15 protein-coding genes are annotated in these 15,159 nt (G+C 48.4%); 10 read left to right on the top strand and 5 right to left on the bottom strand.

Translation table 11 applies throughout. The annotated features are described in order from the left end of the window. Positions 1-26 precede the first annotated feature (26 nt). Positions 27-1,151, top strand: a complete 1,125-nt coding sequence (locus ACWIP2_RS08210) for a DnaJ domain-containing protein (protein WP_448519437.1) — start codon at positions 27-29, stop codon at positions 1,149-1,151. Here the strand turns inward: ACWIP2_RS08210 and ACWIP2_RS08205 are convergent. Then, the gene (locus tag ACWIP2_RS08205; protein ID WP_448519436.1) at positions 1,105-1,806 is read right to left on the bottom strand and encodes a methyltransferase domain-containing protein; all 702 of its coding nucleotides are present in this window, start codon (positions 1,804-1,806) and stop codon (positions 1,105-1,107) included. The genes ACWIP2_RS08210 and ACWIP2_RS08205 overlap by 47 nt on opposite strands. Further along, positions 1,799-2,923 (bottom strand): type III polyketide synthase, encoded by a 1,125-nt coding sequence (locus tag ACWIP2_RS08200; RefSeq protein WP_448519435.1) that lies wholly within the window; start codon positions 2,921-2,923, stop codon positions 1,799-1,801. Before ACWIP2_RS08200 ends, ACWIP2_RS08205 begins: the two co-directional genes overlap by 8 nt. 63 nt (positions 2,924-2,986) lie before the next feature. On the opposite strand from ACWIP2_RS08200, the gene ACWIP2_RS08195 reads away from it, so the two are divergent. The 9 genes from ACWIP2_RS08195 to ACWIP2_RS08155 all read left to right on the top strand — a co-directional run bounded on the left by ACWIP2_RS08195 (position 2,987) and on the right by ACWIP2_RS08155 (position 12,241). Beyond that, on the top strand, positions 2,987-3,508 hold the full coding sequence (locus ACWIP2_RS08195; protein WP_448519434.1) for an SPOR domain-containing protein: 522 nt from the start codon (positions 2,987-2,989) through the stop codon (positions 3,506-3,508). Positions 3,509-3,528: 20 nt separating this feature from the next. Beyond that, positions 3,529-4,560, top strand: a complete 1,032-nt coding sequence (locus ACWIP2_RS08190) for an aldo/keto reductase (RefSeq protein WP_448519433.1) — start codon at positions 3,529-3,531, stop codon at positions 4,558-4,560. A gap of 6 nt (positions 4,561-4,566) precedes the next feature. Beyond that, entirely contained in the window at positions 4,567-5,019 is a 453-nt protein-coding gene (locus ACWIP2_RS08185; protein WP_448519432.1) for a nucleoside deaminase, read from the top strand. A gap of 5 nt (positions 5,020-5,024) precedes the next feature. After that, positions 5,025-6,554, top strand: coding sequence for an AMP-binding protein (locus tag ACWIP2_RS08180; protein WP_448519431.1), 1,530 nt, complete (start codon positions 5,025-5,027; stop codon positions 6,552-6,554). Between the two features lie 70 nt (positions 6,555-6,624). Next, positions 6,625-7,695, top strand: coding sequence for a trypsin-like peptidase domain-containing protein (locus tag ACWIP2_RS08175; protein ID WP_448519430.1), 1,071 nt, complete (start codon positions 6,625-6,627; stop codon positions 7,693-7,695). A 152-nt stretch (positions 7,696-7,847) separates the two neighbouring features. Next, positions 7,848-8,222 (top strand): nuclear transport factor 2 family protein, encoded by a 375-nt coding sequence (locus ACWIP2_RS08170; protein WP_448519429.1) that lies wholly within the window; start codon positions 7,848-7,850, stop codon positions 8,220-8,222. An 87-nt stretch (positions 8,223-8,309) separates the two neighbouring features. After that, a complete protein-coding gene (locus ACWIP2_RS08165) occupies positions 8,310-9,215 on the top strand; it encodes a DUF58 domain-containing protein (protein WP_448519428.1) in 906 nt (301 codons plus the stop codon). 9 nt (positions 9,216-9,224) lie between these two features. Then, a complete protein-coding gene (locus ACWIP2_RS08160) occupies positions 9,225-11,477 on the top strand; it encodes an APC family permease (protein ID WP_448519427.1) in 2,253 nt (750 codons plus the stop codon). Continuing rightward, complete coding sequence (locus ACWIP2_RS08155) at positions 11,477-12,241, top strand: SGNH/GDSL hydrolase family protein (protein ID WP_448519426.1); 765 nt, start codon at positions 11,477-11,479, stop codon at positions 12,239-12,241. The genes ACWIP2_RS08160 and ACWIP2_RS08155 overlap by 1 nt, the downstream gene beginning before the upstream one ends. On the opposite strand, the gene ACWIP2_RS08150 is transcribed toward ACWIP2_RS08155, so the two are convergent. From ACWIP2_RS08150 to ACWIP2_RS08140, 3 genes are read right to left on the bottom strand one after another with little or no spacing between them, the layout of a single operon-like run. Continuing rightward, entirely contained in the window at positions 12,231-13,460 is a 1,230-nt protein-coding gene (locus ACWIP2_RS08150) for a DUF4350 domain-containing protein (protein ID WP_448519425.1), read from the bottom strand. The two genes, ACWIP2_RS08155 and ACWIP2_RS08150, sit on opposite strands and share 11 nt — an antisense overlap. After that, complete coding sequence (locus tag ACWIP2_RS08145) at positions 13,457-14,269, bottom strand: DUF4129 domain-containing protein (RefSeq protein ID WP_448519424.1); 813 nt, start codon at positions 14,267-14,269, stop codon at positions 13,457-13,459. The genes ACWIP2_RS08150 and ACWIP2_RS08145 overlap by 4 nt, the downstream gene beginning before the upstream one ends. After that, entirely contained in the window at positions 14,269-15,159 is an 891-nt protein-coding gene (locus ACWIP2_RS08140) for a hypothetical protein (RefSeq protein WP_448519423.1), read from the bottom strand. Before ACWIP2_RS08140 ends, ACWIP2_RS08145 begins: the two co-directional genes overlap by 1 nt.

Here is a 15,159-nt window from a genome sequence, read left to right as displayed (position 1 = left end):
TCACTCAAAAATACGGGAATAATCCAATGGTCAATTTCTACGAAGTGCTGGGCTTGCCCAATTTTTCCTCAGTGGCGGAGGTTAAATCTGCGTTCAAACGATTGGCCTTACAGTATCATCCCGATCGCAACCCTAATGATCCGCAGGCGGAAGACAAATTTAAAGCGATTAATCAGGCTTATCAATACCTGAGAAACCCCGATAAGAAAGCCCGTTATGACTATCTTTTGCGCATTGGCTACGATCCGAGGCGATATGCTGCACCTGCAAAAAAGTCTGTCTATCAGCCGCAACAACGTCGCCGCGCCTACGTGCGCACTATGTCGCCCGAAGAGCAGGCAGAACACGACCGCTACATGAAAGCCGCGCCATGGGTTGCTGTGGCAATAGTTGGATACATGTTTTTTATCGTTTATTCGCTGTTCGCATTTATTGGAAGAGTTAATTACCACTGGGCTTATGAGGCATATAAGGAAGGCAAATACATGAAGGCAGAGTACTACCTCAACCAAGGTTTAGGAACAGATCACAATTATTTTCGCGCCTTGTTTCTGCGCGGGAAAATTTACATAGATCACTTCGGATTTTACAGCGAGGGGCGCAATCTGATTCAGGCTGCCATAGACAACGCAGAAATTGAGTTTCCTGAACACTATTTTTATCTCGGACTTGCCCATGCTTATTTGCAAAATCCCGATTCGGCACGGCTCAACTTTTTATATGCTTTTGAGCGGATGCCGCCCGACAAGGAGAAATACATGCGGGCAGCAACGCTTTTACTGTATAAAAACCAAGCGCTCGATCATGCAAAAACGATCTTCGAGGAGATGCTGCGCAAGGGTATGGCAGATGAGGCTGTCTTTACAAGTCTGGCGCTGATTGCCAATGCCAAAGAGGATTATGCGGCAGAGGTGCAGGCCTATTCCAACGCTATTTTGTGCAATCCGCGCAACGGAAACCTGTATTACCAACGCGCATTGGCTTATGTAAATCTGGCGAAAATTCCGGAGTCTTGTTACGATTGGAATATTGCTAAAAAACTTAACCGCCAACTGCGCGATGAAACGCTGGATTATTTCTGCGAAAGTTATGCAGCAAGTTTAACTACTTCTCAAGCAGTACCAGATAGCGAAACGCCCAGTGCCAACTGATGCGAAAACGCTGCGGCGCAACACTTTGCAGCAGATCTTCTAATTCTTTTCTTCGAAAAGCCCGCAATACCGAAAGCGGGGCATCGTGCTGCACCAGATAGGAGCCGCGCAGTCCCCGCGTCAGCCATTTGATGCTGTAATAGGCGAGCGGATGCCTGTGTAAGTCGTTGATAATGATCCCTTTACGAGCTTGTGTGAGCAGTCTGCCCAGTAGTTTTTGCAGCTCCTCGTCGGTAAAGTGGTGGCAAAACAGGCTGAGCATAAACACGTCGGGCTGCACTTTTTCAAAATCTGCAGACCAGAGGTCGGTGCAGTGGTAGCTGATTGCAGGGGAGTGTTTCGGATGGTTTTGCGCATAGCTCACCATGAAGGGATTAGCATCGTAGCCTGCCAATCGTAGCGGAACTTGTTTTTTGGCTGCCCAATGGGCAAAGTAGCGCAGCGTATCTCCACCGCCGCAGCCGACATCTGCCACAGAAAGCGGCTGACCACTATCCTCAATAAAATATTGCAAACCCTTGAGCGCCACACTGTTGCCGCCCAGATAAGTATTGACATATTCCAGTTCGCGCAGGTTCTGTGCAAGGGCTTCGTTGCCAAGCGTCAGGTCATCCATCAGTTCCGGCTGGTTGCTTCTTCGGCTAAAATCAGGCATGGCGGAAGTCTAAGTTTTGCAGTTGAATCATTGCCGACTCCATCGTTAGCCCGGGGCCAAATGCCGCTGCCAGCACTTGTGCGCCTGGTTGGTAACTTTCGCTGCGCAGCGTAGCCATCAAATGCTGAAGCACAAACAGGATAGTGGCAGAGGACATATTGCCAAAACGCTGCATGATGTCGTATGCCCAGCGGTTTTCATGCGAGCTGATGCCAAGCCCGTTTTCAATTTCGGTTAATATTTTTTTGCCTCCCGGATGAAAGACAAAATACTTGATAGCATCGGCAGGTAGCTGTAGTTGTTCTTGAATTTTTTCGATGAAAAATTTGATTTTCCTACCCAGCAGTCGCGGTACGTAAGATGAAAGTTTCATCTCAAAGCCAAAATTGCCGATGTGCCATGCCATCTCGTTGCTGCCTTCGGGTATCAATCCACTGTAAAAGCCTTCTAAGGAAAGCAATCCTTTATCGGGTGTAACAGGTTCTACCAGTAGTGCCGCTGCGCCGTCTGCAAAAATAGCATTGGCGAGCAATTGGTCTTCAGTATTGATTTTCTGGAAGTGCAGGGTACAGAGTTCCACGTCGGCAATCAGAACTTTTGCTTCGGGATAGGCTCTGCAAATAGCCTCGGCAGCTTTTAGTGCATTAAAAGCTGCATAGCACCCCATGAAATAAATACAGGTACGCTGCACATGTTGCGGCAGCCCGAAACGAGTCATCAGGTCAATATCCAAGCCCGGGGCATACATACCCGTACAGCTAACCGTAATCAAATGTGTGATTGTACCGAAATAATCGGCGGGTAACTGCATATTTTCTATTGCTTTGCCAGCCAGTAGCGATGCTTCGCGCTTGTAGATGCTCATTCGGTCTGCGGTAGTAGGGAAAGGCTCCAGATTTTCGGTCAGCGGAAACAACTCACGCTGTTCTGTACCGCAGAAATCGGGAATAACGCTGTAACGTGTTTTGATGCCCGTTGCCCGATAGATCAGCCGTACTTTTCTGGCTTCGTTGGGAGGCAGGGCGAGCGATGTAGCCACCCAGTCGGGTGCGAGTTCCTGCCTGATTTCGTGCGCAGGCGCTGCCGTTCCGATGGCTGTGATGTGTGGTTTACGCATGAAGCGGTTTATTTTAGTAATTTGCGTCAATTTAGCAAAAAATGCGAAATGAAGCACAAGACGATGAGTAGCCTCAGACTTTTAATAGTTGCTGCGTTGCTGCTCGGAGGGCTTGCCTCCTGCAAAAAGACTGTATCCGGCACAGCAGTGCCACCGTTTTCGATGGATTTGAGCGTTTACCGACCACAGTTTGCCGCATCCGAACAGCCCATAGGGCAACCGCAAGGCAATAGCGTACCTGCCGCCACAACGGTTAGTATTGCAGGAGACATTCAGGCGCAGCTCAATGCGATGCGCGAAACGATGTCAGCAAGCAACAAAACGCTGAAGTTTTCGCAGGGTTATCGCGTGGTCATCTATTCGGGCGGCAATCGCGACGAAGCCAACAAAGTAATGACCGATGTGCGCAGATTAACTACCGAAGTGCCCGAATTGGTGTACGAACAACCCAATTTCAGAGTCAAGGTGGGTAACTTTTTTTCTAAAACAGATGCTTTTGCACTTTATACACAAATCAAACCTGCGTATCCTAATGCCTTTATTACCAACGAACGCATTACGATTCCGCTGGAAAAATATCGTTAGACTTTTTTTCAATAATAGCTATGCAATTTAAACTTTTCGGAAAAACCGGCTTGCGCGTATCAGAACTATGTCTGGGTACGATGACTTTCGGCACAGAATGGAACACCGGTGCAGATTATGAAACAAGCAAAAAAATATTTGATACTTACGCGAATACAGGTGGTAATTTTATTGACACTGCAAATCGCTACACAGAAGGGACGAGTGAAAAGTGGTTGAGCGAGTTTGTCGCAGCCGATCGCGATTACTTTGTGATAGCCAGCAAATACACCCTGTTCGACGAGCGCAACAATCCTAATGCGAATGGCAACCACCGTAAGAACATGATGCGATCGGTGGAAGGCAGCCTGAAGCGTCTGAACACAGGTTTCCTCGATATTTTTTGGGTACACATGTGGGATTTTACTACTTCGCCCGAAGAGGTGATGCGTGGCTTAGATGACTTGGTGCGGCAAGGCAAGGTACACTACGTAGGCATTTCAGATGCGCCTGCTTGGGTGGTTGCGCAGTGTAATACACTGGCAGATTTTCGCGGTTGGACTTCTTTTGCGGGCTTGCAGATTGAGTACAGCCTCATCCAGCGCAGCGCCGAACGCGACTTGCTGCCGATGGCTAAACATTTCGGCATGGCGGTTACCCCTTGGGCGCCGCTTGGCGCGGGTATGCTGACGGGCAAGTACAATCAAGGGATTCCTACCGATCAGGCGGTGCGGCTAAGCGAAAAAAGTATCAAACTAAACGATAGAAACCGCGCTATTGCACAGAAAGTTTGCGATGTGGCAGCGGAAATTGGCGCAACTCCTTCGCAAGTAGCGTTGGCTTGGTTGCGTCAGCAAGGCGACAACATCATCCCTATTCTGGGGGCGCGCCGTTTAGAGCAAATCCGCGACAGCCTCGGCTGCCTGCGTGTGCATCTCTCCGAAGAACATTTGGCAGTTTTGAATGAGGTAAGTCAAATTGAACTGGGCTTCCCCCACGACTTCCTGCAACTGCCAACAGTTAAGGATGCCATTTTTGCCGATACGAAAGACAAAATTATTTTCAGAAAATAGCCTATCATGTTCGATGAAACCGACTACCGCATGATGCGGGAGGCACTCCGTCTGGCGCAAGTAGCAGCCGAAATGGGCGAGATTCCCGTAGGTGCGGTGGTGGCTTGGCAAGACAAAATTATCGGCAAAGGCTACAACCAGACGGTTGCGCTGAATGATCCAACAGCGCATGCCGAAATAATCGCCATTACTGCCGCTACACAATATCTCGGAGCGCGTTACCTCAACGAATGCACGCTGTACGTAACGCTGGAGCCTTGTGTAATGTGTGCAGGGGCTTGCTTTTGGGCCATGTTCAAGCGAATTGTGTATGGCGCTGCCGATGAAAAAAACGGCTTCTCCAAGCTAGGCGAACAGGCGCACCGCGCCTTTCACCCAAAAACCAATCTCCAACAAGGGCTGATGGCAGATGAAGCGATTGCGCTATTGAAAAACTTCTTCAAAAAACTGCGCCACTAATACCTATGACGCTCTGTTTTGCCGACTTGTCCGAAAAGCCCGTATGGACAGCCGATCAAATCCTGCAACTGACTGATTATCAGTTAGAAGCTTATAAGGATATACCTCGTGCTGCTTTGCTGTTTAGTCGCGACTGGCTGCGCGGACAGGAAGTCTTTCATCTACAAACCTCCGGCTCTACAGGCACTCCCAAGCCCATTGCCGTAAGCCGCAGGCAGATGCTGGCAAGCATTCGCGGAACGGCGGCGGCTTTGCAACTGCAAAGCGGGCAAACGGCATTAGTCTGCCTCAATCCTGCCTACATTGCAGGCATGATGATGCTGGCGCGTGGCTGGGAATTAGGCTTACAAATGCAATTAGTTGCACCTTCGTCGCGTCCTTTGCAAAATTTTTCTTCTGAAACAGGCTTTGACTTTGTAGCAATGGTGCCGCTGCAACTGCAACAAAGCCTCGCAAATTTCCCTGATCGCCTGATCTTAGACCGTTGCCACAAGCTCATTATTGGTGGGGCTGCTCTGAACGCCGATCTGGAAGAGGCTGCGCAACAAAGCCCTGCTGCGATCTACGCAACCTTTGGCATGACCGAAACCGTATCGCACATCGCACTGCGGCGTATCAATGGCAATTCGCCCGAAACAGCCTATCGGCTCCTGCCCGGCATAGCTGCCCAAGTTGACGAGCGCGGCTGCCTGATGCTCAAGGGCGAGGTAACTGAAAACAGGTGGGTGCAAACAAACGACATTGTAACTTTTACAGCACCCGAAGTATTTCGCTTTGAAGGTCGGGCAGATTTTGTAATCAACTCTGGAGGCATCAAAATATTCCCCGAACAGTTGGAGGAAGAAATACGGCGTTTGCAACTGCCGATGCTGTCAGGGAAACGCCTGATGGTTGGTGCAATAGCAGATGAAAAATTGGGGCAGGCGGTTGTGCTGGTCATCGAAGGTGAAAAAAGCAGCGATGCAACCGAACTTTTGACCATACTGAAGCAAAAAATGCCTCGTTTTCAGGTGCCGAGGTATTTAGCTTTTCTCAAACAATTTCCTGAAACGCCAACCGGAAAGATAGATCGCAGCAAAGTCAATGCGCATATCTCAAATGATGATATATTTGCGACATCAACTTCACCCAACTCAAGCATGACGGCAAATTTTTATAAGAAACTTTACAAGCATATAGGCGTATTGCTCTATGCTATTGCCAAAGCCGACGGACAGATCCATGACAAGGAAGTAAAGGCAATTCACAAAATAGTAGTGGAAGATCTTGCTCCGCTCGAAGAGAGTGTGGACAGTTTCGGTACAGATGCTGCGTTTTTTGCCGAGTTTGAGTTTGAAATCCTCCAAGACCGCGACATCAGCGCCCAAAAGGCATTCGACCGATTTGTTGCTTTTGCCAAAGAAAACGATAAAAACCTTTCCGAAGAGTTGCGCGGGCTGATTGTGAAGAGCGTAGAAAAAGTAGCGGCAGCTTATCGCGGTACGAACAAAGCCGAAGCTGCGATGATCGAAGCACTCAAAAAACAACTTTTCTAAAATTTTTTTTCGCCCAATAGGGAACGTTTGTCGGTTTGCGGTATTAAGCAGTAAAAAACATATGTTCCCTATGAAAAAGCCTCAGTTCATCCTGTTTATTCTTTTGCTGCTTGCCGGCGCTGCTTTTGCTCAAAATCCCGAAGCAGTTTTCAAAAAAGCTATCAAGTCTTCTGTCAATGTGATTGGCAGCGGAAAAACCGGATCCGGTTTCTTTGTGTTGCCCAACGTAGTGGCTACCAACTTTCACGTAATCGAGGGCGAAGGCGAGGTGGAGATCCATGCCAACGACTCCGATCAGGTCTGGAAGGTAACAGGCGTTGTCGGTTATGACATTGTCGCAGATCTTGCGCTGTTGCAAGTAGCAGGCAAAGGGCTGCCGCTCGCGCTGGGCAGCGATCCCCAAGTAGGGCAGCAAGTATTTACCATCGGCAGACCGCTGGGCTTTGCAGCTACTTTTACCGACGGACTGATCAGCGCGATCCGCGAAATGAACAATGTCACAAATCTGCAAATCAGTGTGCCTGTATCTCCGGGCAATAGCGGTGGCCCGCTAATCAACCTGCAAAACGAAGTCGTGGGCGTGGTTGTCAGTTCAGTTTTGCGCGGGCAGAACCTCAACTTTGCCATCCACATCAACCACCTGAAAGATTTGCTCAAGAATCGTTTTGAAACACCAATGCCCTTGGTGAATCTGCTCAAGACTGTAACCATAGAGACAAGACGTTCTGCAACCGACTATGAAAACGAGGCAGCTTTTATCGCAGAGGTATTGCGCATGATCAACCAATTCAGGAAGGGGCCTTGGCCGAGCCAATACGGGATGCTTCCTGCGCAAAATAACCTGACATGGAACGACTTACTCGCACAGGCAGCGCTTAGCACCTTAGACAAAGTCCAGGGCGTTGCGCCGATGACGGTGAAGACTTACGACGGCGAAACCTCGCTCCGTCGGGCAGCATTGGCAGGAGTAAAGGCGAACGGCGTACACGAAATGCTGATCCACGGACACGACAATATTGAAGATTGCTTAGAGGCTTGGTTGAGATTCCCGCAGTTTCGCAGCAAAATTTTGGATCCGAGAGTCAAAGAAATTGCTATTGCACGTCAGGGTTTATTTTGGTCAATGATGCTGGCTTATTAAGGATACCCAATGCAGTCCTCGCGGCAATGATGACCCATGTTGCAGTTCGCCAATGCTAAAGCTACTCGCTACATGGGTCATCTGCCAAAACAACTCAACCCAAAGCGCACAAAGTAATCAATCCATAGCCACGGAGGAGGAGCCACAAGCCAATGCAGACATCGCTTTCACTGTGGCAAAAAGTTGCTGCCTATAATAATTTTGACGTTCGGGGCATGGTTCGCGACTTTTCCGATGAGGTTGTCTTTCGGCATGTGCAACAGGGAGAAACGACTATGATGCTGAACGGCATCGAGGCATTTATCTGTCAGGCAGAAACCGCTAAGGGCTATTTTTCGGAACGCAGGCAGCAAATTACTTCTTATGCACACAGGGAAAGTCAAACTTTAATTACGATTGATTATGTCGCCGTTTTGGCAATAGACTTTCCCAACGGCATGAAAAAAGGGCAGGAAATCCGCATGAGCGGTAAATCTGTTTTTACATTCAAAGACAATAAAATCATCGGACTGACAGACGAAGGCTGATGCGCCGACAGAGAAAAGCAGGCGGCAAGCACATGAAAATTCTACGGGATTGTTTACCTTAGTATCTCATTTCCGAAAGGTACACACATGCCCATAGATTTAGGAATTGTTAAACAGTATGGCAATCTGGAACTGCTCGCCAAACAAATGGTAGAGGGTTTCATTACAGGTTTGCACAAATCGCCTTATCACGGTTTTTCGGTAGAGTTTGCCGAGCATCGCCTCTACAACACGGGCGAAGGCACGCGACACATAGACTGGAAGGTTTTTGCCAAAACTGACCGCCTCTACACCAAGCGCTACGAGGAGGAGACCAACCTGCGTTGCCAAATTTTGATTGACAACTCCTCGTCTATGTATTATCCGGAAAAAGATTTGGGTAAAATCCGATTTAGCATTGTAGCGGCTGCCTGCCTTGCCTATATGTTGCAGCGGCAGCGCGATGCAGTGGGGGTTGCGGCCTTCTCCGATCGGATAGAGTGGGAGACTCCTATCAAATCTACGCCTACGCACATCCACAATGTGTTTTTGCGTTTGCAAAAGATGCTCGATGAGCCTGTGCCAAATAAAAAAACAGAAGCCGCCCAGATTATCCACCAGATAGCCGATAAGATTCACCGCCGTTCGCTGATCGTTATTTTCAGCGATATGCTGGACAATCCCGATCATCAAAGCGAACTGTTTTCAGCTCTGCAACACCTCAAGCACAACCGCCACGAAGTACTGCTTTTTCATACGATTGACAAAAAGACCGAAGAGGCGTTTGAGTTTGCAGACCGCCCCCATATTTTTGTTGATCTGGAAAGCGGCGAGCGGGTCAAATTGCAGCCTTCGCAGGTGCGCGAGTACTACCGCGAGCAGATCGCCCGCCAGTTCCACGACTTAAAACTCAAGTGCGGACAGTACAAAATAGACTTCATCGAGGCAGATATTGCCCAACCTATAGACCAGATTTTGCTTGCTTATCTGATTAAGCGCGCCAAAATGAAATAAACACGCATTATGCCTGCTTCCCCAAATCGCCTGCTGAAACAAAAACACGGCTTCGGTTCATTTCCTGTTTTTTTTCTGTCGCTTTGCACTTTGCAGGGCGCACTGATGATCCTTTGGCTGGGGCATGCCATCGGTCATCTGGGCATGATTGCCGCCGTAGGTATGGTGATGCTTGCCCATGCCATTACGATACCAACCGCGATGGCTTTTTCTGAAATTGCCACCAACCAGAAAGTAGAAGGTGGCGGTGAATATTTTATTATTTCGCGCTCTTTCGGTATTACTATTGGCGTACCGATTGGCATTACGCTCTATATGGCGCAGACCATCCTGACTGCTCTGTATCTAATTGCGTTTTCGCAGGCTTTTAAGCCTTTTTTTGATTATTTGCTTGCCTCGCCGCTGAATATTTATGTGTATGATTATCGCGTAGCAAGCATTCCTGCTTTTGTATTGCTGACACTTTTGCTGTTGCGTTTCGGTACAGAAGTATTGCTAAGGCTGCTCTATCTGGCAGTTCCGATAATGGTATTAGGTTACTCCTTATTTCTGGCTGGCCCTGCTACTTATCGCAGCGAGTTGGCTTTGAGCGAACTAACGCAGCACGTTGACCAGCCAATGAGCTTTTTTGCGGTGCTTGCTTTGAGTTTTCCGATGTTTGGCGGGATCACTGCCGGACTGGGATTTTCCAAAAAACTGCGCGAGCCGCGCCGTTCTTTACCACGCGGGATCATCGGCGCTGCTATTGTCGGCTTCTTTGCCTACATTGTTTTCATTGTCAAACTGTACATGATTGCGCCGCCCGCAGAGTTGGTAAGCAATCCCTTAGTGATGGCTGAAAAAATGCCCTTTGGTGTTGAAATTATCCTTGTGCTGGGGGTAGTGAGTTTGCTGTCGGCTGCGGGGTCTTTTCTCATGGCGAGCCGCACCTTGCAGGCGCTGGCTTCAGATCGGGTACTGCCCAATCTAGTTTGGGACAGATGGCTTTCGCGCATGAACCGCGAGGATGTTAATAATCCACTTCCAATTCATGCGATACAGACAACTGCAGTGCTGGTGTTGGTCGCCCTGATTTACGACAATATGCCCTATATGCTGGAGGCTGTGTCGGTACTCCTTTGCCTTACCTTTGGCTCGATCTGCCTGATCTCTTGCTTGGAGCATTTTGCAGCAGATCCTGCCTATCGGCCGCTGTTCCGCACCCGTTGGTACATTTCGCTGGCCGGAACAGTTGCCAGCATCTTTGTAATGACCAATATCAACCTGCGCTTTTCGCTATTGGTGCTTGTCCTGATGGTTTTTACTTACCTAGTCGTCAGCCGCTATCAGCACCGCAAGCAGGGGCTGTCTGTTATTTTTCAGGGAGTAATTTTTCAGCTGAGCCGCACCTTGCAAATCTTTTTGCAGAAAGCCCGCAAAGAGCCGGAGGCAGAACACTGGCGACCTTCCATCATCTGTATTTCTACACATTCATTCGATCGCGTGTCGGGCTTTCAATTTTTGCGGTGGATTTCTTACAAATACGGTTTTGGTACTTACATCCACCTGATAGAAGGCTATCTGTCTAAAGAGACACACCGGCAGTCTAAGGAATGCTACAAGCAACTCATACAGATTTCGGATACGACACACAGCAACGTGTATATAGATACCTTAGTCAGTCCTTCGGCAACGGCAGCTATTTCGCAAGTGATCCAGCTGCCGGGTATTTCGGGTAAGGAAAACAACGTGATTATGTTCGAGTTTTCCAAGTCTAATCCGGAAGGGCTTGCAAATATTGCCGCTCATTTCCAACTGGCACGAGCCACAGAATTTGATGCAATCGTATTAGGCAGTTCTGACCGCAACTTTGGTTATCATAGCGAAATTGACATCTGGATAACATCTAACGACTACGAAAATGCAACTTTGATGATTCTGTTGGGCTACATTATCCTCGGACATCCCGAGTGGAGCAGTGCCTGTATCAAAATTTTTGCGATTTATCCTGAAGACGAACTGGCAGAGCAAAAGCAAAATCTAATGGAACTCATCAATTCAGGACGCTTGCCGATTTCGCCCTCCAATATCGAGCTGATTCCGCAGAAAGAGAACGTGGACACCAAAACGATCATCAACCAGAAGTCCAAACGTGCCGATCTGACGATTATAGGTGTGCGTGCCGAGTCTGTGAAGCACAGCGGCGAAGCAGTTTTCATGGGCTACGACAGTATCGGCGATGTGCTTTTTGTCAATACGAAAACCATGAAATCGCTGCGCTGATGGCGGGGCTGTATCTGCAATCTAGCCTGCTGCTTGGGCGCGTGCTTGCCAATTTGCCTTATTTGCTGCAAAAAGGCAGGGCGATTCGCGCAAATGTCGCCCGCCTGCCCTTGCCGCAAGATCAGCCTTTCGGCATTGTGGGCGAGGGACAACTGCCGTTCAGGCTACTTGTTTTTGGCGAATCTACAGTCGCAGGGGTCGGTATCCCACACCATGCAGATGCATTGGGCGGCGCTTGTGCGCGTGCGCTTGCTGCGCAACATCCTGATTTACAGGTAAAATGGCTGGCAGTCGGAAAAAATGGATTGACAGTAGCAAAGGCTATCCGCTACTTTGAGGAACAAGTTCCGGCACAGCAAACTTTTGATATGCTGCTGATTGGCTTGGGTGCAAACGATGTTTTCAAATTCACTCCTGTTTGGAAGTGGCAGAAAGACATACAAAAATTACTACAGATAGCCGCCGCGCGCAGCCCGCAGATCGTTTGGGCAACGGTTCCACCGGTTGGGCAGTTCCCGATTTTCCATACACCCGAAAACAGGAAACTGCAACAACTGATTGCCCGCCAGCGGCAGCTACTTGAACTTGCACTCGTAAACGTACAGCAAAACTCTGCTATTCCTTTTACCTATGTACAACTTGATTTCAGCTTTATGACTGATGATATGTTCGTTGCCGACGGGGTGCATCCTTCGGCTAAAGCCAATGCGCTTTGGACTGCTGAAATGATCAAAGCTATCGGGAAACCACTCATTAGGCGCTGACACCTTTGAACGCTTCCATCAGGCGGCTGAGTTGCATCAGATCGTTGGCGGTAATTTCCGGCAAGCGAGTGGATTCTATCCAGGCAATATGCCGGAACAGTTTGTGCACGGTATCTTCGTCTGCTCCTGTCTTGCGCGCCACATGCCGCAACCATTGCGGATCGAAGGTCGCTTTGTTAGGTGGTAGTGGAAAGTGTCCGGCCGTAGTGATTCCGTGTTGTTGCCGCAGCTGCTCCATAAAGAAGCGGATTTTGCGTTTTGCCATTGCCTTATGATCGGGATTGATGAAGTAAAGCCTCCCTACAGCTTTGACAAACTCCAGCGAGGTATTTTCGGGTGGGCGAATAATTGGAATAGCTTTCTGGCGACGCTTGATACCAAAGAGTGCAAAAATCAGCAGCGTAAACAACGAGAGCCGCCAAGCCCACGCAAGAGGCGGCTGGCTAAGTAAGAACCGCACAGGGGAGCGGCTACCTCTGATGCGCGTTTTGTAATATTCATCCCAGATAATACGGCGACCTTCGGGCAGGTAGGAGAGGGCAGAGGCAATGTACTCCCGATGATTGCCGTAGAGCATATAGTAGTTGGTAAATATTTGAGGTACGCTGTGCAGCCAAAAGTTGCCTTTCCCATAAGGAACGCGAATAAACACAGGTGCGCGGTAGGTATTTTGTCCCAATACGATCGCATTTTTAGCGCTGGCGAAGTGATAAGATGCGCTGCCGCGTTTCAGAAAGTAGGGCAGCGGGGCTTTCAGCAGCGGATTGACCATGAACAAACCCACCGAATCGGTCAATTCTTTGAGCACAGGCTGCTTGGAAAGATAATAGTTCGCAAAAATTGCCAGTTGTAGGCTGTCGCTCAGCGGTGAACTAATTGACTGTGCCGCAATAAATACATCACTCCCGTTGCGGACTAATTGCAGCATGACTTGCGTATCTAATGAATCCATGCGCAGATCTTCCTGTATCAGGATGTAGTTTGCCAAAGCAGTGTCTCTTATTAGCAGCCGCTCATAAAAAGTTTGCGTATTTTCGGTAACAGGCTGATTGAACAGTGTAGGAAGTTGGCGATAGAGGATATAGTTGCCGTAGGGGATTTTGTCTTCTTGTCTGTAAGTTGTGCGCCAGTCAATCGGTTTTGGGGTAAGGTACTCAACCGCCAGCAGCAGCAGGAAACTGCCGATTACGAGGGCAATATACTTGTTGTTTCCTTTCATACCTGTGCGGTTTGTGCCTTATTGGTTTGCCGGCGTAGCGCTTGCTGGCGTTCTTTGAATGATTGATAAGCAGCAGGATTTACCTCAAAATGACCATACCAAGTATAAGCAAAAGAGCGCGTAACTGATTCAAAATCAGTATTGAATTGCGTTTTGGACATCTCGGCTACATACTGCATATTGGTTTTCTGCGGCTCCCATCGGATCATTCCATTATCGCTCAGGTGTTTGAGTAGTTGCAGGTATTGCAGGCGAATGGCATAGCGGAGATCGCCTTGAGCTTCTGCTGCCGCAATAGCGTTCTCAAACGAAATAGCATGAATATTTTCGCTGCCAATGATAAACTCATCAGGTACAGCGCTGCGCTTGCGGACAAAGAGACCGGGTTGTAAGCCCAGTATCCGCGCAATTACAAAACTGATAATAGTTGCAGCAATTATGTAGAAAAAATAGTCAATCCATTTGCCGTCTCTGTCGCTTTTGAAGAAGGCATCGAGTTTTTCGCGCAGCCATCGGCGAAAGCGCTTCTTAATACTTTCAGAACTGATTTTAGGTCGGTCGTAAAGAAATTCATCATTAGACAGGTAAGCCGCAATAGCTGCGCTGTCAAATTTCAGTATCCGCACAGCGCTTTTATCCTGCTTTTTAGGATTGATAGGCGACTCTACGCGGTCTTTACCGTAGGCTGGTTGTGTGGCAGGTAGTTGCTTCCAGATGTCATCGCCGCTGCTTTGTGCAATAGATTCCGCAACAGTAAATAATATTGCTACTAAGCAGGTAATCAGTAGTTTGCGCTGCTTTTGCTTCATTAATAGCTCTCTTCTTCGTCTGTGTAGGATTTGCGTTGTATATCGCCTCTGCCTAATTTAGAAATTCGTCCGAGCAGCCCCGTTCCTTCTTTGATTTCAACCAGATGGTGATAGTGAAAGGCGTACATTGTCAGTGGGATAACCTGGATAATAAAATTACCCAACAGATATACTATACTGGCTAAAATCCCCCAGATTCCAAGAGAATCCAGTCCGGTAGAGGTACTCAGGAAGGGCAAAGCTCCAAATGTCAGCACAAAGGGCAACTGGAAAATATAGGAAAACAGGTAGTTGATAATTGCGGCAACTATGACAAGCCCAAAGGTTTCCCACCAGTGATTTTTGACAAGCTGGAAAGCGCGGGAAATAGCTTCTATCACATTCATATCTTCGGCAACGATGGCATAAGGAACAAAAAGCAAGGGAATTGCCAGATAAACGCCGGGGATAATGAATAACAGGAACGCAGGCAATAAAATGGCGTAGGTCAGGATCATCGCGCCGAGTAGCTTGAGCCAGTGCTTTTTCAGTTCGCCGAGGACTTCTTCTACCGAAAAAGTTGCCGCCTCTTGTTCGCGGTACAGTTTGATGTAAGAAAAAACAACAGATGCAGGCAGGAATCCAAGCAAGACAAAGTAGTAAAGGATAAAAATCAGCCCTATGGACAGGACAGTAGTTACACTTTCTGAACCTGTAGCGAGGTTGTCCGCTTGCGAATAACGGAAAAAAAGCAGTCCGGCAGCGCCGCCAATAGCCAGCAGTGGCGTAATTACCACGAGCATAGCGCCTGTAAGCGGCAGAAAATTGCGCTTGATAAAATCAAAAGCTACATTGATGCGACTTCCCAGATCGCGTTCTGCCTGAAATTCAATTTTGTTGTCGAAGTACAT

It is taken from the genome of Rhodoflexus sp. (assembly GCF_053489755.1).
Note: the sequence above shows the minus strand (reverse complement) of the source record. Positions and strands in the feature narration are given on the sequence as shown.